Genomic DNA, 21,894 nt, shown 5'->3' with positions numbered 1-21,894 from the left:
CTAACCATGTCATAAGGCATGAGGGCTTTTCAATGAAAGATACGCAATTAACCCAATTCAATAGTGAAAGTTCCTCACAATGCCAACAAACTGTTACCGAACAAGAAATGGAGTTACAAAAAAGATGACCATGTTTTAACCATTTGAAAGATAAGCGATATACTTAAAAAAGCAGGATTGTTAAGCTGCATATGGACAGTGGTATTGATAGAAACATGGCTAGTAAAAAAAGTAGTTCAGGCATCTTCGGTGATTTTTCTTTAAGTGAGCATTTTGGCAAAATTGTACTTGCCGGAGTGGCAGCAGGAAGCTTTGCCTTCGCTTTTGGTGGTGAAAAAATTTCACAGTGGTTTTCGCCTTTAAGTACCAACTCGACTTGTCTCAACCAGTTTTATCGCGAAATTCCACCTGCTTTAAATAAAGACAGCTTAAAAAAAGACAGTTATCCGTTGTGCTTTAATGGCTTCAATGTTTTGTACTCGGGTATGTCTAAAACGCCGTTATGGTCAGCTGAATATCTAAGTCCAGAACGTTTAAGTACTAAAATTAAGCGTGAAGATAATTTCCACGAAGAAACTCGCGTTCCTGAGCGTCACCGTTCACTGTTAAGCGATTATCGTGGCTCAGGCTATGACCGCGGGCACATGTCACCAAATGGTGATATGCCGACTAAGGACTCGCAGTACGATAGCTTCTCGCTCAGTAATATGGTTCCGCAGGCACCTAAAAATAATCAGGAAGTTTGGCGTAAGCTTGAAGATGCTACGCGCGCTGTGGTTACTAAGCAAAAGCAAGATGCTTATATCGTCACAGGACCAATATTTGAAGGTCAACGACTCAAAACGATTGGTCGTGGTGTGCTCGTTCCAAGTGCAGTGTATAAAGCTGTTTATTATCCTAAAACTGGCGCAATTGGCGCTTACTACGCACCAAATAACAACTCGCAGCAGGTTAAGGTCGTGAGTGTGTGTTATTTAGAAGAAAAGTTGGGAATTAACCTATTCCCTCAACTCACCGAACAACAAAAACGTAATGTCTATCGTCTGCCTTTAACATCTAGCCAAGTTAAGCCAAACCAGAAGCTAGATTATTTACACTGGGACGGAGAAAGCCAGTGTGAACGAGACTTAAGTACAGATCAGATTCACGCATTACAAGACCAGTTTAAAAAGCAGAAAAGTACTTCTTCTGAACCTATGGAATCAAAAGTTCCAAGTATTGATGAAGAAACTAGAAAAGCCATTGTGAAACAATTGGTAGAAGCCTTAGTGAACTATTTCTTGCAAATCATTAAATAAGCATTTGTGGGCAGTATTGCGCAGTTCTTATTCAATACAATAAGATGAATATACAGATCTGTCTGTTCATCTTATTCAAATAAGGACAATAACAATGTTTGCCTCGATGTTTCTTTTTTCTTTTGCCATGTCCATTACCCCAGGTCCCGTCAATACCGTTATTTTATCGACCAGCTTAAATCACGGTTTAAAAAGATCACTTCCCTATATTTCAGGCGCCACCATTGGCTTTACTTTGCTTTTGATTTTTATGGCATTTGGCCTGCAAAGTGTATTAACTCAATTTCCAGTTGTCTTAAAAATTCTTGCAGTTTGTGGAACGCTATTTGTTTGCTATATCGGGATTAAAATTATTCTTTCTGCTGCAAATATTTCTATTTCCAGTGTTCCTGTAGAGCAGATGATTATCCCCAATTTTAAAGATGGGTTCTTATTACAGTGGCTGAACCCTAAAGCATGGTTAGCCTGTGTATCGGGTATTACCATGTTTACCAGTATTGAAAATCCGCAGGCGTTGCCGGTCTTTATCGTTATTTATTTTTTCACCTGTTATGTGTGTTTGTTCTTTTGGGGATTTTGTGGTGATAAATTTTCAGTGGTGCTCAATCAGGGCAACCGTTTGAAATATTTTAATATCTTGATGGGCGCTTTTTTAATTTTATCGGCACTTTTAATTTTGATTGATTTTTTTTAAATTGATCGTATTACACTGTGAAGATATAACAACGAGACCACACTTATGTTTAAGCCATTTGAAAAGGGTACAGAGTCTTCTTCAATTGAAGATTTAACATTAGAAAATGATGTCGATTGCGTGAGCATTTATGGCAATTTGCAAATTACTAAAGACAAAGTCGGCTTAGAGCAGGCAAAGGCATTGCAGAGCTTTTTAAATGATGTTGTTGCGGCTTTAGAAAAAGAAGAGTTGCCTGAGAAAATTGAACGTCCAGCTGAACAAGAAGTGAATAATCCGTTTTTATAATTTATACATTTTATGTGTGATGTTTAGCATAGTCATGTTGCCATACAGTCTTTCATACTACGTTAGGTGTTAGTGAGTTTGTATAGACATTTCTTACTTTTGAAAGCCCAAAAGTAAGCAAAAGGCTTTGTTGAGCAGAGGGCACTTCCGTGTACCCCTGCTCAACAGGTGACATCCATGTCACCCACCGCGATAGTAGATTGAGTCTAAGAAAAGTTAATCTTTGTCTCCAGCAACTACCTTATAAATAATCGCACCAATCACAGCACCTAAAATCGGCGCTACCCAGAACAACCACAATTGACTTAAAGCACCAGTTTGAGCAAAGAATGCAACACCTGTACTACGTGCAGGGTTCACAGAAGTGTTTGTAACAGGAATACTGATTAAGTGAATAAGCGTTAATGCAAGACCAATCGCAATAGGTGCAAAACCAGCAGGTGCACGACCATGTGTTGATCCTAAAATAATGATTAAGAAGAACGCAGTAAGTACCACTTCAATAATAAAAGCAGAACCTAGACCAAATTTATTTGGCGATAAATCACCAAAACCATTTGACGCAAAACCGCCCACACCAGTAAAGCCAGCTTGACCTTGAGCGATAATATAGAGAACAAATGCAGCAGCAGTTGCACCAACCACTTGTGCAACAATATAAGGAATTAAATCTTTAATATCGAAACGGCCGCCGACCCAAAGACCGACACTGACCGCGGGGTTAAAATGGCCACCAGAGATATGCCCGAGAGCATAAGCACCAGTGAGTACGGTTAAACCAAAGGCAAGGGCTACACCTGCAAAGCCAATACCAAGTTCAGGGAAAGCTGCGGCTAACACTGCGCTACCACAACCACCAAAGACTAGCCAAAACGTACCTAAGAATTCAGCAAAATATTTATTCATTGTGATTACTCATCTATTGATCTATTTTTTAATTAATGTGAAATATGTCACAAAAAAATTAAGCATGTGACTATATGAAATTTTTGTTTTCAGTGTTGTTTTAATCAAGAAAAGATTTGTAAGTTTTGGTTGGTTATTCTTTGTCTAAAAATTGAACTCGCCATTGTTGGGGTGTTTGATTGGTCCAATGTTTAAATGCTCTTTGAAAAGCACTTTGTTCCGAGTAACAAAGTAAAAGTGCAATCTCTTGTAAGCTTAAATGCGGGTCTTTTAAATACTCGGTTGCCAGCATAAAGCGCACTTGCTGTACACGCTCCTGAAAGGTGGTGTTTTGTTGTTGTAAATGACGTTGGAGTTGGCGAACCGATAGGCCTAATTGAGCCGCAATATATTCAATTTGGTACTGATTCTTTTGTAAGCCAGTTAAAATGGAGTGCTGTAAGCGCTGATCGAGTTGAGTCGAATTTGGTAATTGTTCTAACAGTGCTTGGGCTTGCTGAACCAATAACTGTTGTAGAGTGTGGTCAGCGCTGCTAAGCGGTTTATGAATTTCGGTAATTGGAATAAGCAACTCTGTACGCGGCTGGCTAAAACGAACAGGGCATTGAAAGTATTGTTCATAAACCCTGATATTTTTAGGAGCAGCATTTAAAAAACGGACTTCATGTACATGTACATCTTCATGAGACATAAAAAGACGTAAGAATTGAATCACCAGTGCAATCGCGATTTCATCAGTAAGCTGAGTAGGGTGTAGTTCAGTCGCCTCCCAGCGAATAGAAGCATATTCTTCATATAGCTCAACCACTAATGGGCTACCGTCATAAATCAGACGGTGAAAGTCATGATAGCGAATTAAGGCTTCACCTAGGTTATCGCAAGAGAGCGCGAGATAAGCAATAATGCCTAAGTGTTTGGGTTGCACATATTTGGCAATTTCTAGGCCTAATCCCGGCTTGGGGTCGAGTTTATAAATGACTTCTAACAAGTCACGCCAAACCACATAGTCAAAGCGTTCTAGATTTTGAATTTGCTCTAATTGTTCAGGAATAGCTAACTGATTGGCTTCACAATAAGCTTTTAATAGATGTCCCAGTCCTCCATACACCGAGCCTGTATAATTTTTTAGTTGTGGCATCCGTGACCACCTCTTTCTTGTCGTGATTTGTCAATGAAACCATAAATTCTGGTCAATACCTAGCATAACGAATTTTATATGCTCAATAAAAAGAAAAAGGAGTAAGGCGATGTTAAAAGGGTTTATTGCAGGAATTGCGGTTGCAAATGCATTTGAATGGGTGGCACACAAATATATTTTGCATGGTGTGCACCGTGCTGGACAACCGCGCTATAGCCCAGTGCCAAAGAGCATGGAGTCACATTGGGCACATCATCGTGAAGTTCGTAAACAGCAATTTCATGATGATTGCTATGTGGAAGGCGTTGGCAACTGGCGAACTAAAAATGAGTTAATTTCTCTTGCTGTAGTGGCAACCGTCTCAAGTGCAATGTTTTACCCGTTTTCAAAAGGTATGGCACTCGCGGCTTGGTACAGTGCTGGTAATTATTATTATATTCATCGCCGTGCACATTTAGAGCCTGACTGGGCAAAGCGTAAAATTCCGTGGCATTACGATCACCATATGAACTCTAATCAAGACGCCAATTGGTGTGTGACTAAGCCTTGGTTTGATTATGTGATGGGAACACGGGTGGTGTCTTCGGCAGATTTAAAAGAACAAAATCCTTTGGGTGTTCGCTTGCCAGCTGTGTTGGCTAGACCATTATCTCAAGCAGTAGAAAAAATCTTTCCTGCAAAATGGGTCGAGAAAAAAGAAAAGCCTCAACTCGTTAGTGACATCAATGTGGTTGATGGTGCTGCATAAAAAATTAAAGGGGCATATTGCCCCTTTAAATATCAATAAGCTTACAAGCGCATTTCGATGCCTTGTTCAGCTAAATATTGTTTAGCCTCTGGAATCGTATATTGACCAAAGTGGAAAATACTTGCCGCCAAGACTGCATCGGCACCACCTTGTAAAATACCATCTGCAAGATGTTGTAAGTTACCTACACCGCCTGAAGCAATCGTTGGAATGGTCACGCGGTCATTAATAGCACGCATTAACGCAATATCGTAACCTGCTTTAGTACCATCGGCATCCATACTGGTAATAAGTAATTCGCCCGCACCATAGTCAGCCATTTTTACAGCCCATTCAATGGCATCAATACCCGTTGGTTTACGGCCACCGTGAGTAAAGATTTCCCATTTGTTGTCACCAGTTTTTTTGGCATCAATCGCAACCACAATACATTGCGCGCCAAAGTGCTGAGAAGCTTCTTGAACAAATTCCGGATTAAATACGGCAGCCGAGTTAATACTCACTTTATCTGCACCTGCATTTAATAACGCACGAATATCTTCAACCTTACGTACCCCACCACCAACAGTTAATGGCACAAATACAGTCTCGGCCATACGTTCAACAGTACGGTAAGTGGTATCACGTCCATGATGTGTAGCGGTAATGTCTAAGAAAGTAATTTCATCTGCACCTTGTTCGTTATAGCGACGTGCCACTTCAACAGGGTCGCCAGCATCACGAATATCGAGGAATTGAACGCCTTTAACTACGCGTCCGTTATCAACGTCTAGGCAAGGAATAATACGTTTAGCAAGCATAGCTTTTTCCAAAAATAATCGCCGTTGGTGAAAGTTCCTACACAGGCGCTACACCTTCATGGAGGGAAGAGGTATTCTATCAAACTTCACAGATGTTTTTTGCAGGTTTTCCATGTCGGTTTATACCCCGTTGAGTTTAGATGAAGTTCGCACCTTTGCTGCACCTTATGGATTAGAGGTGTTGGAGCTGAACCCAATTCAGGGAGGTATTCAAAACACCAATTATTTTTTGGTTGATGTAAACCGCAAACAGTATGTACTTACCGTGTTTGAAGAGTTAGATGCACAAGGCGCAGGCGAACTTATTCCTGTACTTGAACAATTAGGCACTCATGATGTACCCGTTGCTGTGCCGTTAAAACACAGCGGACAAGCGGTTCACGTGATTGCAGAAAAGCCTGCACAGATTGCACCACGTCTCATGGGTGACCATCCCATGCAAACGACAGTAGCGCAAGTTGCCGCAATTGCAGACGCACAGGCGAAACTGCATGTGGCTTTACAAGACTTTCCGCTTGAACGTGAATATAGACGCGATCATCAATACTGGACAGGCGTTGCAGAGCAGCTTAAGCCGAATATGACTCAAGATGACCAAGCTTTACTTGAGCAGGTCTATCAAGTGTTTAATGCTAAAACAGCGCAGTATTCAAACCGACCAACAGGTTTTATTCATTCAGACTTGTTCCGCGACAATACGTTGTTTGAAGGTGAGCAATTACAAGGTATTTTAGATTTTTACGAGTTAAATCAAGATGAGTTGCTGTTTGATATTGCGATTACCATCAATGATTTTTGTACCGAATATCCAGCACCACATTTAAACTCAGACAAAGTGGCAGCTTACTTAGCGGCATACCAAAAGGTTCGTGTGCTTACTTCAGATGAACTTGAGTGTTTAGATGTATTCTTGGCAATGGCAGCATGCCGTTTTTGGTCAATGCGTTTGCAAGTTGCTCAAAAAAATAAAGAAGAAGGACGTACTGGCGACGACATTTTGCAAAAAGACCCGCAAGAAATGCGAGCAATGATGCAAGACCGTTTAAGTCATGTAAAAGCATAAAAGGAATAAAGATGCGAGATCAGGGGCGTTTAGTCGAATGGTTCGACGAAAAAGGTTATGGCTTTATTCAGCCGGATGATGCTGAAAAAGAGCGAGTCTTTTTGCATATCAAAGATTTTGCACGCCCCGGACCTCGGCCAATTATTGGTTGTGCACTAGAGTATTTGGTCATTTTAGATGAGCGAGGTCGCTTCCGTGCCCAGCAGGTCACCTATTTAAAAGCATCACAAACGCGTAAAGCTTCAAAGTCAGCAAAAACAGAATCTTCATTTCAGGCAAAACCATGGTCTGCCATGCAAATGGGCATCGTATTTTATTTTGTTTTAATGGGCATTATGAGCTTTATCCATGTTCTGCCAGCTTATACCTTATTGTTTATCTTAATGATGAATGTCTTAAGTTATTGGCTATATTCACAAGATAAAGAGGCCGCACAACTAGGCAATCGCCGTATTCCTGAACAGACTTTACATATTGTGAGCTTTTTAGGCGGCTGGCCTGCTGCATGGTGGGCACAACAAAAACTGAGACATAAAACACAAAAACAACCATTCCGTAAGATTTATTTTTGTACCATATTCTTTCATTTACTTTTGATTTTGTGGCTAATTTCTCCCTTAAATGTTCTGCGGGGCTTATAAAAGTAAATTGTTTTATTAAACTTGAGAGGTATAAAAATGAATAGTTCTATCGACCAAGATCCAAATCGTACTTTAACACTTATTTTATATGTACTTTATATTGTTGCCATTTTTACAGGCGGCTTACTTGCGATTATTGCTCTAATTATTAACTACGTAAAACGTTCCGATGTACAAGGTTCAATTTTTGCGAGCCACTTTACATGGCAAATCAGAACATTCTGGTGGTATCTCGCTTGGAATATTATTGCCTTTTTACCGTTTATTTTCTTGTTCTTTACAGGTGAAAATACCGATTTATTTGCAGGTGTTGCGATCTCATCGACCGTATTCTGTGTGGGCGTGATTACAGCGGCATGGATCTGGATTGTATATCGTGCAATTCGCGGTTTGGTTGCGTTAAATGATAATCGTCCGATGTATCAGCCTTAATCAATAAAAAAGAGAGCTTAAGCTCTCTTTTTTTATTCTCGAATTCTTTTAGTTTTTTTAATGGGCAACTTAAGTTTTAACTCACTGACTAATACACCTAACACCACTAAAGCACCGCCGAAAAGGGCAATCAGTGGTAAACGCTCACCTGCGATTCGGCCAATAATCCCTGCCCAAACAGGCTCTCCTGCATAAATAATCGCAGCACGTGAAGGATCAACCATACGTTGAGCCCAGTTCATCACAAATTGAATCAGTGCGCTTGCTAAACCTAATGTAACAGCTGTAAGTACAAGCGGCCATGAAAATGCTGGAATCGTATGCTCGCCCACCACAGGCATAACGGCAAACGAAAGTAGAGACGCGACAGCAAGTTGAATAATGGTCACCCGGCGCAAATTTACCTTTCCAGCAAAGTAACTAATAAAAATAATTTCCAAAGCAATCGCAACTGAGCCAAGTACTGTTAAAAGTTGCCCAAAACTTAATGAAATTTGCTCAAAACCATTACCTGTCAATAAAACGAGACCAGCAAAAGCCAAAGCTGCTCCTACCCAAGTCATGACATGTGGTGTCTTTCTAAAGATGAGCCACATTAAAATAGGAACAAGCGGAACATAAAGCGCTGTTAAAAAAGCCGACTCACTACTCGGAATAGTTTGCAGGCCAATCGTTTGAGTTCCATAACCGCCTACAATCACTACACCAATTGCAGTGCCAGCACCTAAGTCTTTTAACGTAACGCCTTTCATACTCTTGAATGAAATAAGTAATAACGTTAGTGCTGCTACAGCAAAGCGGCAGCCTACAAAAAACATAGGCGATGTAAAATTCAGTGCATATTGCACTGTAAGAAATGTTCCGCCCCAAATCATAGTAATCAAAACGAGTGCTAACTGAGGGGCTTTGCTTGAACTCAAAGAAATTGGTGACATACTCAAATTTAGAAAGAATTGTGCAATATACTGCACATGTTGCGCTATTCTTCCATTTTGTGCAATATATTGCTCAAATTTTCTTTACTAACCTATTCTATGAGCCAGTCGAGTACCGTTTTACAGCACGTAGGCACAAATATCCGTTCATTAAGAGATGAGCGTGGTTTAAGCCAACAGGACTTGGCAGATCAGGCAGGTGTAAGTAGACGAACGATTGCTGCTTTAGAAACAGGACAAGTCAATATCAGTCTAGCTAAACTCGACGCGATTGCGATAGTGTTGGGGGTAGACTTTAGAACGATTGTGAGCGCACCCGAGCATAAAGAACAAGCCTTGGTTAATGTACTTGCTTGGCAGGGTGAAAAAGAGGAAAGCAAAGCAACATTACTGGCTTCAGTTCCATCCCATAGCCAAGTTGAGCTTTGGACATGGTCACTGGCAGTAGGGGAATCTTATATTGCTGAAGCAGACCCAGAAGGGTGGCAAGAGCTTATTTATGTATTAGAAGGTGAGCTAACCATACAATTTGCAGATAGCTCAAAAACTATAGCTGCTGGTTCTTCAATTATATATGCCAGTTCAGTGACTTATACGTATGTGAATAGCGGGAATCAAGTACTTAAATTCATTCGTAATGTGGTGTATTGATGTGGAATATACTTTTCATATCAACAAATAAAAAAGAGCCTAAAGCGGCTCTTTTTACATCTTAAAAATTAAAGACGGTTTTCATCTAACAGAAGCTGAGCTTCACGAAGATTTAAAGTACCTTCATAAATTGCACGACCTGTGATTGCACCTAAAATGCCCGGTTTGCCTTTTAAGTTACGAACGTCATCAAGGTTAGTTACGCCACCTGAAGCAATCACTGGTAAGCCTGAGTATTGAGCCAAGTTTACAGTCTGCTCAACGTTTACCCCTTGCATCATGCCGTCACGCGCAATGTCTGTATAAACAATGCTAGACACGCCTGCATCTGCAAAACGTTTTGCTAAATCAGTTGCTTTAACATCAGTAACGTTTGCCCAGCCGTCAGTTGCAACCATACCATTCATGGCATCAATACCAACAATGATGTGACCTGCAAAGCGCTTACAAGCTTCTTCTACAAATTCTGGCTCTTGAACTGCTTTAGTCCCGATAATGACAAAAGTCACGCCAGCTTCTAAGTAGTGTTCAATCGTTTCTAATGAACGAATACCACCACCAATTTGAATTGGTAATTCTGGCTGAGCTTTAGCAATCGCTTCAACAACAGGTTTATGGATAGGCGTACCTGCGAAAGCACCATTCAAATCGACCAAATGCAAACGACGTGCGCCTTCATTTACCCAATGCTGGGCAGTTGCAACCGGATCGTCAGAGAAAACGGTATCGTCTTCCATACGCCCTTGTTTTAAACGCACACATTTACCATCTTTCAGGTCAATTGCTGGAATGATTAGCATGCTTTCGCTCCTTGCTTCATCATGTTTATGAAATTGTGCACATCTTAGCAAAGTATTGATCAATCGCTAAGCCTTAGAAAAGACTTTTATAACTTTACGCGTGAAGTGCGGTTTGAATCGTTTGTGAAATGTGAGCTGGTAATAGGTTTTGTTTACGAAGCTCTAAAAACACTAGTAAGGCAGCATAGGCATCGGCAGAGGCATAACTGATTTGCTGTGGTGTAAGTGGCTTTTGTGCCCAATTTGAAGTTCCAACTTTTTTTGACTTTGCAAGATATTGTCCAAATAGTAGTGCAATCGCTTTTTGTACTCCCATTTGCTGGGTAAAACCAAAGTGACTAAAGCCTTTAGCAAGGTCGACACAACTTTCCAGCTCAATGCCTTTTTTATGAAAAATGTGCTTATCATTTTTAAGGCCAAAGCCGACTTTAATTTGTTTTGGATTGGACAAAATAGGCTGTAAAAATTTTAAAGTCGATGAGTTGACATGAATTAAATAGGCTTTATGTTCAGTGGCAAGCTGAATCAGGTGTGGACCTGTCGAGACTTCACCCACCCGAAAAGTCGGTTTAGATTCAGAATCAAATCCTAAAAAGGTTGCTGCTTTTAATTCTTCTTCAATAGTTTTGCATTGCTCAATATTTTCAATCACCACAATATTTTGGTGGTTAAGATTCTTAAAAGGTGGAAGCTGCTGAATAGAGGCTTTATCAAGGAGGGAAGGGGCTTCGGACATATTTAACAGCATACAAATGAATTGAGCTATTAGCTTTATATATGAATAAAGCCTAGAGGACTAGGCTTTATACGCGACTTTAAAAATTATTGAGACTGAGACGGTGTACCAATGACAACGCTTTCGCTTTTTTCAATATAACCTTCATAGGTAGGAGCCATCATTGTGGCAACAATAGCAAAAACTACTGCAAGCGGAATAAGTGCAATATAAATCCAGCCTAAAACACGTTCCCAGCTTGGCGTTGGACGCTTCGGTCCATAATCATTAGGACCTTCTGTTCCTTTTGCACAGAATAAATAAATGGCAAGGCCAATATTCACGATTGGTACGAGCATGAGTAAAGATAGCCACCCTGTATTATTGCGATCATGCAAACGGCGGATGGTAAATACGAAGCTAATATAAATACCGATGATATAGAGAATGGTAATCGAGACTAAGCCCGGTGCAGTAAAGCCTGGAGCGCCCTCATTTTGTGTAAGTCCGAAAGTAAAAATAATAAGTAGAACAACAGCAGCGAGGGTTAGCGTAAATAGGAAGGTCCAAGCAGCGTAAGATAGTCGTCCAAAACGCCCATTTGCCTTAAAGGGCGAATCCTGCTGAAGTGGGTGATTTTCAAAAGGTGAATTCATTGTGTTTATCCTGATCATTTGGTTTTATTTAAAAGTATGAATATTCAATATTTTGTTGAATAAAATATCATTCTATAAATGATTAGTAGTTATTATAAATAAAAAAAAAGATCAGGCCATCTAGACCTGATCTGTTTAAAGCTTTCGTGAAATTAAATATTCCATTCCACAAAGTTTTTAAGTAGCTGTAAACCCGCAGTATGGCTTTTCTCTGGGTGAAATTGAGTCGCAAATAAATTATCTTTGTGAATTGCCGTGCAGAAGTTCACGCCATATTCGCATGTTGCAGCCACAAGGTTTTCATCTTTAGGTTCAACATAGTAGCTGTGTACAAAGTAGAAGCGAGCATCTTGTTCAATGTTGTTCCACATTGGATGGCTTGGGTCCATTTGGTGAACTTGGTTCCAGCCCATATGTGGGACTTTTAAACCTTCCATTTGAGGGAAGTGTTTGACCACCCCTTCAAAAATACCTAAGGCATCTACACCGCCATTTTCTTCAGAGCTTTGTAGAAGCGCTTGCATGCCTACACAAATTGCAAGAACAGGTTTATTAAAAGCAGCGTTGCGTACGACTTCATCAATACCTGCTTCACGCATGCCTTGCATACAGTCACGCATTGCCCCAACACCCGGGAAAACAATTTTATCGGCTTGTGCAATTAATTTTGGGTCGTTAGTTACATCGACTGTAGCGCCTACATGCTCAAGTGCTTTAGCAGCTGAGTGTAGATTGCCCATGCCATAATCAAGTAACGCGATACGTGTCATTAGAGGCTACCTTTTGTCGATGCAATCGTGTTTTCAGCACGTGGATCAATTTCACATGCCATACGTAAAGCACGCGCTAGTGCTTTAAATACACTCTCGATTTGATGGTGGCTATTTTTACCCTTCAAGTTATCAATATGTAAGGTCATAAGCGCATGGTTTACGAAACCTTGGAAAAACTCGGAAAATAAATCCACATCAAATGTGCCGATACGTGCGCGAGTAAATGGAATATCCATAAATAAACCCGGACGACCAGATAAATCTACCACTACGCGAGATAAAGCTTCATCTAATGGTGCATAAAAATGACCATAACGACGTAAACCTTTTTTATCACCTAAAGCTTGTGCAAAAGCCTGTCCAAGCGTGATACCGCAGTCCTCTACGGTATGATGATCGTCAATCTCGAGGTCTCCATCACAATGAATATCGATATCAAATAAGCCATGTCGCTTGATTTGATCAATCATATGGTCTAAAAATGGAACTCCGGTGTTTAGTGTGCCTTGACCAGTACCATCGAGATTTAAACGAACTCGAATTTTGGTTTCATTGGTATTTCTAACCACTTCACTGATACGTTGCGTCATGGACACGTTCCTCAAAAAACGTCAAAAATGATTGGATGTTAACGACAATTTCGCTGTGACGAATTCGTGACAGCATCATAGTTTGCTCAGGAGGGTTAATCAATGCCTATTACCGTACATGCTTATAGTTCTCTAGATAATTCAGAGATCCGCGATCAGCTTGAGCGACTGTATGATACAAGTCCGGAGTTTGGTGACGGGCACGATGCGATTGAACAACTTGAACAAGATTTACAACAGTATACCACGCTATACACTGCCGAATTTAACACCAAAATTATAGGTGCAATCTGGTGTTCAGGACAAGGTGAAAGCAAGGTACTTGAATATATTGTGGTGCATCCTGCTAACCGTGGTCGTGGGGTAGCTGAGCGCTTGGTAGAAGAAGCTTGTCGTATAGAAGAGTCAAAAGGCGTTAAGATTTTTGAGCCAGGCTGTGGTGCTATTCATCGCTGCTTAGCGCATATTGGTAAATTACATAGCTAAAATCCTATTTTTACTGTACTTGTGATTTAAAATTAAACACTTGTTACAAAAAATACGGAAGTTGCTTGACGTCTTCTTATAAACATTGTTTAATACGCCCACTTCGGCGTGATAGCTCAGTAGGTAGAGCAACGGATTGAAAATCCGTGTGTCCCCAGTTCGATCCTGGGTCTCGCCACCATTATTTGTGTTTTCAATCCCTGATCCCATCAGGGATTTTTTTTAAGTATAAAAAATACCCATTTAAATCAGAAACTCAGGATAATTGTTGACTATTGTTCTGAGATACGGCTTAATACAGGCCATCGGCGTGATAGCTCAGTAGGTAGAGCAACGGATTGAAAATCCGTGTGTCCCCAGTTCGATCCTGGGTCTCGCCACCATATTCGAAAAAGCCCCATACTTTAAAGTATGGGGCTTTTTTCATGCCTATTTATTTAATAAAAAATACTAAGACTTCACTTGTGTATAAATCTCATTTTATCCACAAGCAGACAGGGTTATCCCCAATATTGCTTTCACTTTCTAAAAATGGCTCAACTGAAAATTGGTCTCTAATCGTGAGGACTATCATTAATGAGTCGTTTGCCTAAACACACAGCTTCTACCTCGTCGTAACCGAGCTGTTCGTAAAAGTTCAGCACATTTAGATTGTCTTTACGCACCAATAATTGAAGCTTTGGGCAACCACGAGCGATGAGGCGCTTCTCAAGCTGCTGAACAAGCGCTGTAGCGATTCCTAAGCGTTGTTGATGGGGATGAACAGCCAAATAGTTAATCCAGCCTCTATGGCCGTCGTAGCCGCCCATGAGCGTGCCAATCAGTTGCTCATCTTTAATCGCAACCAGAAATAAATCATCCTGTTGTGAAACTTTTCTAAAAATATCCGTTTCAGGGTTATTCCAAGGGCGGGTTAGGTCACAACTTTCCCATAAATTGACCACATCATCCAGATCTGCATTTGTAAATTGGCGAATAATGAACATATGGATTTCTACTTTTTGTTTTGATGTATTGAAAAGATAAAATAAAAATGCGCAATTGAGCAGTAGTTTTGAATAATTTAAACAAATAAAAAAGCACCCCCGAAGGAGTGCTTGAATTAAAACCAGTGATTTAAGCTGATTTTGCAACAGGTGCTGCTTGAAGCATTTGACCTGTTTCTTCGAAGTTTGCATGCCAAGACAATGCTTCACGAAGTAAGTGAGGGGTATGCCCACCTTTAGCACATGCACGGTCGAAATAGTCGTTCAATGCATCACGGTAAAGCGGATGTACACAGTTATCAATAATAGCGCGAGCACGTTCACGAGGTGCTAAACCGCGTAAGTCAGCTAAACCTTGCTCTGTCACTAAAATATCAACGTCGTGTTCGCTGTGGTCAACGTGGCTCACCATTGGCACGATAGAAGAAATATCGCCGCCTTTAGCAATTGATTTGGTCACGAAAATAGCCAAGTGTGCATTACGAGCGAAGTCACCCGAACCACCAATACCGTTCATCATTTTCGTACCACATACGTGAGTTGAGTTCACGTTACCGTAAATATCAAACTCAAGCGCAGTGTTAATGCCAATAATCCCTAAACGACGTACAAGCTCAGGGTGGTTAGAAATTTCTTGTGGACGAAGCACTAATTTGTCTTTGTAAGCTTCGATATTGCCAAAAACTTTTTCGCCACATTTAGCTGAAAGGGTAATTGAGCTACCAGAAGCAAACTTCATTTTGCCTGCATCAATGAGTTCAAAAGTACAGTCTTGTAGTACTTCTGAGTACATGATGAGGTCTTCAAAATCAGAATCTTTTAAACCTGTTAATACAGCATTGGCAATAGAACCAATCCCTGCTTGTAATGGACCAAGGTTCTTTGGTAAACGGCCTTCAGCAACTTCTTTGTTAAAGAAAGCAATGAGATGGTTTGCAATGCCTTGAGTCTCATCATCTGGAGGAGTGACTGTTGATGGTGAGTCATGTGTGTCGTTAAAGACAATACCAACAATTTTTGCAGGATCAATTTGAATTGCAGTTGTACCAATGCGCTCATCCACTTTTGTTAATGGAATTGGCGTACGTGTTGGACGGTAAGTCGGAATATAGATGTCGTGTAAACCTTCAAAGCTTTCGCTTAAAGAGGTATTGATTTCAACAATAACTTTTTCAGCAAAAATTGCGAAACTTGCAGAGTTACCAACCGAAGTTGTTGGAATAATGCCACCATCTTCAGTAATTGCAATTGCTTCAATCACCGCAACGTCTGGACGTTTAAGTTGCTGGTTACGCATTTGTTCAACAGTTTCTGACAAGTGTTGGTCAATAAACATGACTTCGCCGTTGTTAATTGCGCGGCGCAAAGTGTTATCCACTTGGAATGGCATGCGACGAGATAAAACACCTGCTTCCGTGAGTTGTTTGTCTAAGTCATTACCTAAGCTAGCACCCGTGATTAACGTGATTTTTAACGGATTTTTCTTTGCGTGCTCTACAAGTGCTTGTGGAACAGCTTTAGCTTCACCGGCACGAGTAAAACCACTCATACCAACGGTCATTCCATTTTCGATGAATTGCGCAGCTTGTTCAGCACTGATGACCTTGTCATGAAGAGAAGCTAGGCGAATACGACTTAAAGACATTGGACATCCTCAATATTGTCAAAACATACGGGATTTTAGCTATGAAAAATTGAAAAGTGCATAGGTGTTAGGCTAAGGTCTAATTTTTTAAATAAATGTGGGTATAAATTTATTTTATGATTTTTAATATGTTGATTTATTTGGTATTTAATAAATTTTAAAATAGCGCTTTAAATGATCGGTTGATCAAATTAGAAGCGCTCACTTAAAGTTTGTTTAATTTTTTCCAAAGGATTTGGCGTTGTATTTTCTTCAGCCGCTGGTTTTGGAATAGGTAGTGAAATAACAACCTCTAAACCACCTTGTTCACGGTTATGAATTTGGATTTCACCTTGATGAATGTCGACAATACGCTTAACAATGGCAAGACCTAAACCACTTCCTTGAATGGTTCTAGCAGAGTCGCCTCTCACAAATGGTTGCATTAATTCTTCAATTTGATCTTCTGGAATACCTTCACCGTGGTCGGCAACGGTAATCAAAATATGTTCATTTTCAACTTTTGCACTGAGTTCGATTGGCTCCGCACCATAACGTTTTGCGTTATTAATAAGGTTAGCAATGAGTCGTTTTAAAGAGAGACTACGTGCAGGAATAATCGGAACATCTTGCACCTCAAAACGAATATCGAGCGGTTTAAACTGAATAATTAATTCTTGCAGTAATATATTGATATTGGTGTCTTTTAATTCTTCATCAGAACCATCCCGCATATATGAAATGAACTGATTCAAAATTGCATCCATATCGTCTACGTCATAGACCAAGCCTTCACGCAGAAATTCATCAGGTAGCATTTCTGCGGTTAAACGAATACGTGTAAGGGGAGTTCTTAGATCATGTGAAATACCCGCTAGCATGATTCGTCTTTCACGCTCAGCTTGTTCAAGCGTATAGACCATGCGGTTAAAGGCTTGGTTAACTTGGCGAATTTCTAGAGGGCCATGGTTGGTATCTAAATAAGGTGCAGTTCCAGACTTACTATATTCATTGGCAGCATTTTGCAAACGACGCAAGGGGCGGTTCATTTGTCTAACCAAAATTAAAATAATGATGGCTGACACTAAAGGAACACCCACAACCCAACCAATTAATAGCTCAGGGCTATAATTTGCATAGGTTTTTAAAGGCTCACGGACCCAGTTGCCGTGCATTTCAGGAGTCTGAATCCATATACGTGGGCTAGGTTTAAACTGGAAGTAAACGGTAACGTCTTTTGCACCAATTTCATTGGCCAGTTTTTGCTCAACCTGGTTGGTGAAAATCTCGGCAATTACTTTATCGCGAACGCTTGGATACTCTTTAGGATCGGTTATGTATTCAATACCAACCCGATTACGTAACCAAGTATCGACATCAACTTCGCTATCACGATGAAAAATACGAATATTAGGGTTATTGACCAGTTCTAATTCAACAGCCAGATAGCGGGCATGTTGTTGAATTTCAGGTAAATAGAGAGTTCGCCAAAAAAACCACAAAGACATAAAGAGGCTAAAGAACACCACCAGCAGTACCAAAATTGTGGTACGCATGGCAGCAGAACGTGGCTTAATTTTGTCGAGAAAACGTTCCCATCTCGTCCGTTTACGCTCTGAATACGCAACGTAGTCGGTAAAGCTTTGCGGTGATATTGGCTCTAAACTCACTCTATTTTATCTCAAGCTTATTCAGCACCATCTGGAACAAATACATAACCTACGCCCCACACAGTTTGAATATAGCGTGCGCGCGCTGGGTTATCTTCAATTAAACGACGTAGACGAGACACTTGAACGTCAATTGAGCGCTCCATTGCACCCCATTCACGACCACGAGCCAAGTTCATCAGTTTATCGCGTGTTAACGGTTCACGTGGATGCTGTACCAATGCTTTTAATACGGCAAATTCACCCGTCGTTAAGGTAACAATCTGACCTTCACGAGTTAATGTACGTGTAGATAAGTCCAAAGACCATGGGCCGAAGCTAACCACTTCAACTTGTTGGCTTGGAGCGCCCGGAACTTCACGAACCTGACGACGTAATACTGCACGAATACGTGCTAAAAGCTCATTTGGGTTGAATGGTTTTGGTAGATAGTCATCTGCACCAGCTTCAAGACCAGCAATACGGTCTGAGTCACTACCACGTGCAGTTAGCATAATAATTGGTGTATCAATATTTGATTGACGTAAACGACGACAAATACTTAAACCATCTTCAACGGGCAACATAAAGTCGAGCACGATAAGTGAAAATAACTCACGTTGTAATAAACGATCCATTTGTGAGGCATCATGGGCAGTTTTTACAACAAAGCCTTTATCTTCCAAAAAACGTTGCAAGAGGGTACGTAAACGCACATCGTCATCGACCACTAAAATGCGCTCGACACGATCCGTTTCGTTATGTACGGTTTCAGGATGTTCAGCAGGTACAACTAAACTCATGATGTACTCCCTTTTAAAGTCATAATTTATATATTATTGGATCGGTTAGGCTTATTGCCAACAAGCCCTCAGTATAATGCCGATGTTCTTGTTAAGACTATGTATCAATTTGCTCAAAATTACAATTTTCGTAGGGGCTTGAAACCAAAAAACAACATCTTATGCCCATAATTTAGCAAAGCCTTAAAGAAAAAACCAAGCATTCGCTCATTTGTTAAATTCTATTCGATTAAATTTTAATAAATAATTGTTTCAAATAAATTATTTTAAAAATTAGCGCTACTTTTCAAAGCTTATTTTCTAAAAGGTCGATAAGCCATTTAGATATTAAAGCTTAATAATTTATTTAGACAGATAAGAAAAACTATATTTTTGCTCATTTTAGTACTGTATCAATATGTTCATTTTCTCGTAATTTATATTAAAAATTTCATTTTGCTTAAGGGTTATCCTATAAATTTCAGATTTTTTAAACAGTAAAATATGAGTTTAAAGGCCAAAATACGTAGCACAGAGCACTTTTTATGAAGTGAAGAATGTGAAAAATTCACAGTCAATACAAAAAAACGTTTTGAATACGCAAACAAGTGTGGATTTTATAGTCTTGGTCTTTATAATCAGTGCTTTTAAACTTTATCCTTGTGGGATCAAACACGATGACTGACTTAGTTCAGCAGTTGGCAAGTGAGCTTGCCGTACGTCCAAACCAAGTAGAAGCTGCCATCCGCTTAATTGACGAAGGTGCCAGTGTTCCATTCATTGCCCGTTACCGTAAAGAAGTAACACAAGGTTTAGATGATACGCAGTTACGCCAATTAGATACTCGTTTAGCGTATTTACGTGATTTATATGAGCGCCGTGAAAAGGTCATTCAGTCATTGCAAGAACAGAATAAATTGAATGATGACTTGTTGGCGCGGGTGAATGCAGCCGAAACAAAAAATGCTTTAGAAGAAATTTATGCGCCGTACCGTCCTAAACGTACGAGCAAGTCTTTCAAGGCGAAAGAAGCGGGTCTGGGGCCAATTGCCGAAAAAATTATTGCAGAACAAATTGATCCGACAGAAGCATTAGCTGGTTTTAGCCATGAAGACTATCCAGATGTTGAAAGTCAGTTAGATGCAATCCAGCATATTTTAATTGATGACTGGGCACAAAATATTGCGCTGACTACAGAATTAAAAGCGACTTTTGCAAAAACAGCAGTGTTAAAAAGTACTGTTGCTTCTGAAGAAAAGAAAGAAGTGGGCAAAAAGTTCCGTGATTACTTTGAATTCTCTGAAGGCTTAAATAAATTACCTTCTCATCGTTTATTGGCAATGTTACGTGGTCGTCAAGAAAACGTACTTGGTTTAAAAGTAGATGGTGAAGATGATGCACCGTTGGCTCGTATTGAAACTGAATACAACCTAGATCAAGTTCAGCCACAAGCTCGCCAAGATTTCTTAAAGCAAACTGCAAAATTATTCTGGTTAGGTAAAGTTCGTCCTCAAATCGAACATTCATTACTAACAGAAAAGCGTCTTGCTGCCGAAGCAGAAGCAATGCAGGTATTTGCTGAAAACCTTCGTCATTTATTGTTATCTGCACCAGCGGGTAGCCGTACGACTTTGGGTGTTGACCCTGGTATTCGTACTGGTGTGAAACTGGCTGTAGTAAGCGATGCTGGTGATGTACTTGCTCACAGCACGATTTACCCATTTGCGCCTAAAGAAGATAAAGAAGGTTCTATTGCTGAGCTTGCACGTTTATGCCGTGAATATAACGTAGAGCTTATTGCGATTGGTAACGGTACTGCGAGCCGTGAAACAGAAGCTGTAGTTGCAGAAATGATGGCTGCAAATACAGACCTCAAATTAACACGTGTGACTGTAAGCGAAGCAGGTGCATCTGTTTACTCTGCAAGTGAACTTGCTGCAGCAGAACTTCCAGAGCTTGATGTTTCAATTCGTGGTGCGGTCTCTATTGCTCGCCGTTTACAAGACCCACTTGCTGAACTTGTGAAGATTGATCCGAAATCGATTGGTGTAGGTCAATATCAACACGACGTAAACCAAACTGGTTTAGCAAAAACGCTTGATGCAGTGGTAGAAGACTGTGTGAACGCTGTCGGTGTTGATGTAAATACTGCTTCACCAGCAATCTTGGCTTATATTGCGGGTTTAAACAAAGCGATTGCTCAGCAAATCGTTGAATACCGTAAAGAGCATGGCCGTTTTGATAACCGTCAAGCGTTGAAAAGCGTACCACGTTTAGGCGAGCGTACTTTTGAACAAGCGGCTGGTTTCTTACGTATCCAAAATGGTTCTGAACCTTTAGATGCTTCTGCTGTTCACCCTGAAAGTTATGGTCTTGTCGAGAAAATTGTTGCAGCAAAAGCAACAACTGTTAAAGACATCATTGGTAATACTGAAATTATTCGTCAGGTAAAAGCTGAAGAGTTTGTTGATGACAAATTCGGTTTGCCGACTATTCAGGATGTTTTATCAGAATTGGAAAAACCGGGTCGTGACCCACGTCCAGAATTCCGTACTGCTAAATTCCGTGAAGACATTACCGAAGTTGCTCAGTTGACTGAAGGCATGCAGCTTGAAGGTGTGGTAACGAACGTAACGAATTTTGGTGCCTTTGTTGATATTGGCGTACACCAAGATGGTTTAGTTCATATTTCTGAATTAGCGAATGAATTCGTTTCTGACCCGCATAAAGTGGTAAAACCAGGTCAAATCGTACAAGTGCGTGTGATGCAAGTTGATGCTGAGCGTAATCGTGTGAATTTGAGTATGCGTGCAGAAGGTGCAGCTCCTGTTAAGGCACAGCGTCCACCGCGTCGTGAGCAAAATAACGAACAGCGTTCTGAGCGTAAGCCGCAAGGTAAGCGTCCTCAACAACCACGTAAAGATCAGGTTGAACGTCCACAACGTAGCAAACAAGAAAAACCACAAGAGCAAAAAATTGGTGGTTTTGGTGCATTGTTACTACAAGCAGGAATTAAAGGTTCTAAATAAGAGCCTTGAGAAGACCTAAAAAAACCTCCCAAACGGGAGGTTTTTTTATTGTTTTCGAAATGTGCTTCAGAGAGCGTGAAATTCGGTTTTTTCAGAAATCGCAGTGGTAAAGATGAGGTGAATCTTAAGATCAACAAAAACGGTGTGAAATCTACAATCAACTATACAACGTTATAGCATAACTCAACTTTAACCCTTTCCCGATGTCAG

General features: G+C 40.4%; 25 protein-coding genes and 2 tRNA genes. 12 read left to right on the top strand and 15 right to left on the bottom strand.

Annotation, left to right across the window (positions count from 1 at the left end):
• The first annotated feature begins 215 nt into the window (after positions 1-215).
• From ACH63V_RS02240 to ACH63V_RS02230, 3 genes are all read left to right on the top strand, one after another.
• A complete protein-coding gene (locus tag ACH63V_RS02240) occupies positions 216-1,298 on the top strand; it encodes a DNA/RNA non-specific endonuclease (RefSeq protein ID WP_016803782.1) in 1,083 nt (360 codons plus the stop codon).
• Positions 1,299-1,392: 94 nt separating this feature from the next.
• Positions 1,393-1,992 (top strand): LysE family translocator, encoded by a 600-nt coding sequence (locus tag ACH63V_RS02235; protein WP_039246060.1) that lies wholly within the window; start codon positions 1,393-1,395, stop codon positions 1,990-1,992.
• 45 nt (positions 1,993-2,037) lie between these two features.
• Positions 2,038-2,280 (top strand): hypothetical protein, encoded by a 243-nt coding sequence (locus tag ACH63V_RS02230; protein WP_000476056.1) that lies wholly within the window; start codon positions 2,038-2,040, stop codon positions 2,278-2,280.
• 52 nt (positions 2,281-2,332) lie between these two features.
• Here the strand turns inward: ACH63V_RS02230 and ACH63V_RS02225 are convergent, their stop codons facing one another.
• From ACH63V_RS02225 to ACH63V_RS02215, 3 genes are all read right to left on the bottom strand, one after another.
• On the bottom strand, positions 2,333-2,455 hold the full coding sequence (locus tag ACH63V_RS02225) for a hypothetical protein (RefSeq protein ID WP_253860721.1): 123 nt from the start codon (positions 2,453-2,455) through the stop codon (positions 2,333-2,335).
• 41 nt (positions 2,456-2,496) lie between these two features.
• A complete protein-coding gene (aqpZ, locus tag ACH63V_RS02220) occupies positions 2,497-3,186 on the bottom strand; it encodes an aquaporin Z (protein ID WP_206216714.1) in 690 nt (229 codons plus the stop codon).
• A gap of 133 nt (positions 3,187-3,319) precedes the next feature.
• Positions 3,320-4,324, bottom strand: a complete 1,005-nt coding sequence (locus ACH63V_RS02215; protein WP_396462596.1) for an AraC family transcriptional regulator ligand-binding domain-containing protein — start codon at positions 4,322-4,324, stop codon at positions 3,320-3,322.
• A gap of 109 nt (positions 4,325-4,433) precedes the next feature.
• Between ACH63V_RS02215 and ACH63V_RS02210 the strand changes: the two genes are divergently transcribed.
• Complete coding sequence (locus tag ACH63V_RS02210) at positions 4,434-5,072, top strand: hypothetical protein (RefSeq protein ID WP_233930291.1); 639 nt, start codon at positions 4,434-4,436, stop codon at positions 5,070-5,072.
• Positions 5,073-5,113: 41 nt separating this feature from the next.
• Here the strand turns inward: ACH63V_RS02210 and hisF are convergent, their stop codons facing one another.
• Complete coding sequence (gene hisF, locus ACH63V_RS02205) at positions 5,114-5,872, bottom strand: imidazole glycerol phosphate synthase subunit HisF (RefSeq protein ID WP_000880078.1); 759 nt, start codon at positions 5,870-5,872, stop codon at positions 5,114-5,116.
• Positions 5,873-5,984: 112 nt separating this feature from the next.
• Between hisF and ACH63V_RS02200 the strand changes: the two genes are divergently transcribed.
• The 3 genes from ACH63V_RS02200 to ACH63V_RS02190 are packed head-to-tail and all read left to right on the top strand — an operon-like array spanning position 5,985 to position 8,008.
• Positions 5,985-6,935 (top strand): homoserine kinase, encoded by a 951-nt coding sequence (locus tag ACH63V_RS02200; protein ID WP_233930290.1) that lies wholly within the window; start codon positions 5,985-5,987, stop codon positions 6,933-6,935.
• Positions 6,936-6,946: 11 nt separating this feature from the next.
• Positions 6,947-7,576, top strand: coding sequence for a DUF1294 domain-containing protein (locus ACH63V_RS02195; protein ID WP_396462595.1), 630 nt, complete (start codon positions 6,947-6,949; stop codon positions 7,574-7,576).
• Positions 7,577-7,612: 36 nt separating this feature from the next.
• Complete coding sequence (locus tag ACH63V_RS02190; RefSeq protein WP_396462594.1) at positions 7,613-8,008, top strand: DUF4870 family protein; 396 nt, start codon at positions 7,613-7,615, stop codon at positions 8,006-8,008.
• Positions 8,009-8,040: 32 nt separating this feature from the next.
• Here the strand turns inward: ACH63V_RS02190 and ACH63V_RS02185 are convergent, their stop codons facing one another.
• Positions 8,041-8,943, bottom strand: coding sequence for a DMT family transporter (locus tag ACH63V_RS02185; protein WP_396462593.1), 903 nt, complete (start codon positions 8,941-8,943; stop codon positions 8,041-8,043).
• A gap of 99 nt (positions 8,944-9,042) precedes the next feature.
• Here ACH63V_RS02185 and ACH63V_RS02180 point away from each other — a divergent pair, with 99 nt between their 5' ends.
• Complete coding sequence (locus ACH63V_RS02180; RefSeq protein WP_396462592.1) at positions 9,043-9,594, top strand: helix-turn-helix domain-containing protein; 552 nt, start codon at positions 9,043-9,045, stop codon at positions 9,592-9,594.
• A gap of 68 nt (positions 9,595-9,662) precedes the next feature.
• Here ACH63V_RS02180 and hisA read toward each other — a convergent pair whose 3' ends face one another.
• From hisA to hisB, 5 genes are all read right to left on the bottom strand, one after another.
• Entirely contained in the window at positions 9,663-10,394 is a 732-nt protein-coding gene (gene hisA / locus ACH63V_RS02175; protein WP_002052186.1) for a 1-(5-phosphoribosyl)-5-[(5-phosphoribosylamino)methylideneamino]imidazole-4-carboxamide isomerase, read from the bottom strand.
• A gap of 94 nt (positions 10,395-10,488) precedes the next feature.
• Positions 10,489-11,130: a 3'-5' exonuclease gene (locus ACH63V_RS02170; RefSeq protein WP_396462591.1), complete on the bottom strand. Its 642-nt coding sequence runs from the start codon at positions 11,128-11,130 to the stop codon at positions 10,489-10,491.
• A gap of 86 nt (positions 11,131-11,216) precedes the next feature.
• Complete coding sequence (locus ACH63V_RS02165; protein ID WP_396462590.1) at positions 11,217-11,765, bottom strand: DUF805 domain-containing protein; 549 nt, start codon at positions 11,763-11,765, stop codon at positions 11,217-11,219.
• 152 nt (positions 11,766-11,917) lie between these two features.
• Positions 11,918-12,535, bottom strand: coding sequence for an imidazole glycerol phosphate synthase subunit HisH (hisH, locus tag ACH63V_RS02160; RefSeq protein ID WP_006581041.1), 618 nt, complete (start codon positions 12,533-12,535; stop codon positions 11,918-11,920).
• The gene (hisB, locus tag ACH63V_RS02155) at positions 12,535-13,128 is read right to left on the bottom strand and encodes an imidazoleglycerol-phosphate dehydratase HisB (RefSeq protein ID WP_000194096.1); all 594 of its coding nucleotides are present in this window, start codon (positions 13,126-13,128) and stop codon (positions 12,535-12,537) included. The genes hisH and hisB overlap by 1 nt, the downstream gene beginning before the upstream one ends.
• A 102-nt stretch (positions 13,129-13,230) precedes the next feature.
• Here hisB and ACH63V_RS02150 point away from each other — a divergent pair, with 102 nt between their 5' ends.
• The 3 genes from ACH63V_RS02150 to ACH63V_RS02140 all read left to right on the top strand — a co-directional run bounded on the left by ACH63V_RS02150 (position 13,231) and on the right by ACH63V_RS02140 (position 13,997).
• Positions 13,231-13,614, top strand: coding sequence for a GNAT family N-acetyltransferase (locus ACH63V_RS02150; RefSeq protein ID WP_002052206.1), 384 nt, complete (start codon positions 13,231-13,233; stop codon positions 13,612-13,614).
• A 105-nt stretch (positions 13,615-13,719) separates the two neighbouring features.
• A tRNA-Phe gene (locus ACH63V_RS02145) sits at positions 13,720-13,795 on the top strand.
• A 126-nt stretch (positions 13,796-13,921) separates the two neighbouring features.
• Positions 13,922-13,997 (top strand) — tRNA-Phe (locus ACH63V_RS02140).
• A 171-nt stretch (positions 13,998-14,168) separates the two neighbouring features.
• Here the strand turns inward: ACH63V_RS02140 and ACH63V_RS02135 are convergent.
• The 5 genes from ACH63V_RS02135 to ompR form a co-directional block, all read right to left on the bottom strand.
• Positions 14,169-14,600, bottom strand: a complete 432-nt coding sequence (locus tag ACH63V_RS02135; RefSeq protein ID WP_002052234.1) for a GNAT family acetyltransferase — start codon at positions 14,598-14,600, stop codon at positions 14,169-14,171.
• 130 nt (positions 14,601-14,730) lie between these two features.
• Positions 14,731-16,245, bottom strand: coding sequence for an acetyl-CoA hydrolase/transferase family protein (locus ACH63V_RS02130; RefSeq protein WP_002116671.1), 1,515 nt, complete (start codon positions 16,243-16,245; stop codon positions 14,731-14,733).
• A 35-nt stretch (positions 16,246-16,280) separates the two neighbouring features.
• The gene (locus ACH63V_RS02125; protein WP_396462609.1) at positions 16,281-16,397 is read right to left on the bottom strand and encodes a hypothetical protein; all 117 of its coding nucleotides are present in this window, start codon (positions 16,395-16,397) and stop codon (positions 16,281-16,283) included.
• A gap of 39 nt (positions 16,398-16,436) precedes the next feature.
• Entirely contained in the window at positions 16,437-17,894 is a 1,458-nt protein-coding gene (locus ACH63V_RS02120; protein WP_263614755.1) for an ATP-binding protein, read from the bottom strand.
• Positions 17,895-17,911: 17 nt separating this feature from the next.
• Entirely contained in the window at positions 17,912-18,676 is a 765-nt protein-coding gene (ompR, locus tag ACH63V_RS02115; RefSeq protein WP_000060753.1) for a two-component system response regulator OmpR, read from the bottom strand.
• Positions 18,677-19,332: 656 nt separating this feature from the next.
• Here ompR and ACH63V_RS02110 point away from each other — a divergent pair.
• Positions 19,333-21,684, top strand: a complete 2,352-nt coding sequence (locus tag ACH63V_RS02110) for a Tex family protein (protein WP_263614754.1) — start codon at positions 19,333-19,335, stop codon at positions 21,682-21,684.
• Positions 21,685-21,894 lie beyond the last annotated feature (210 nt).

The organism is Acinetobacter sp. ABJ-A23_2 (genome assembly GCF_044538765.1).
Classification (GTDB): domain Bacteria; phylum Pseudomonadota; class Gammaproteobacteria; order Pseudomonadales; family Moraxellaceae; genus Acinetobacter; species Acinetobacter nosocomialis_A.
The sequence above is the reverse complement of the archived record's forward strand: the minus strand, read 5'-3'. Positions and strand labels throughout refer to the sequence as shown.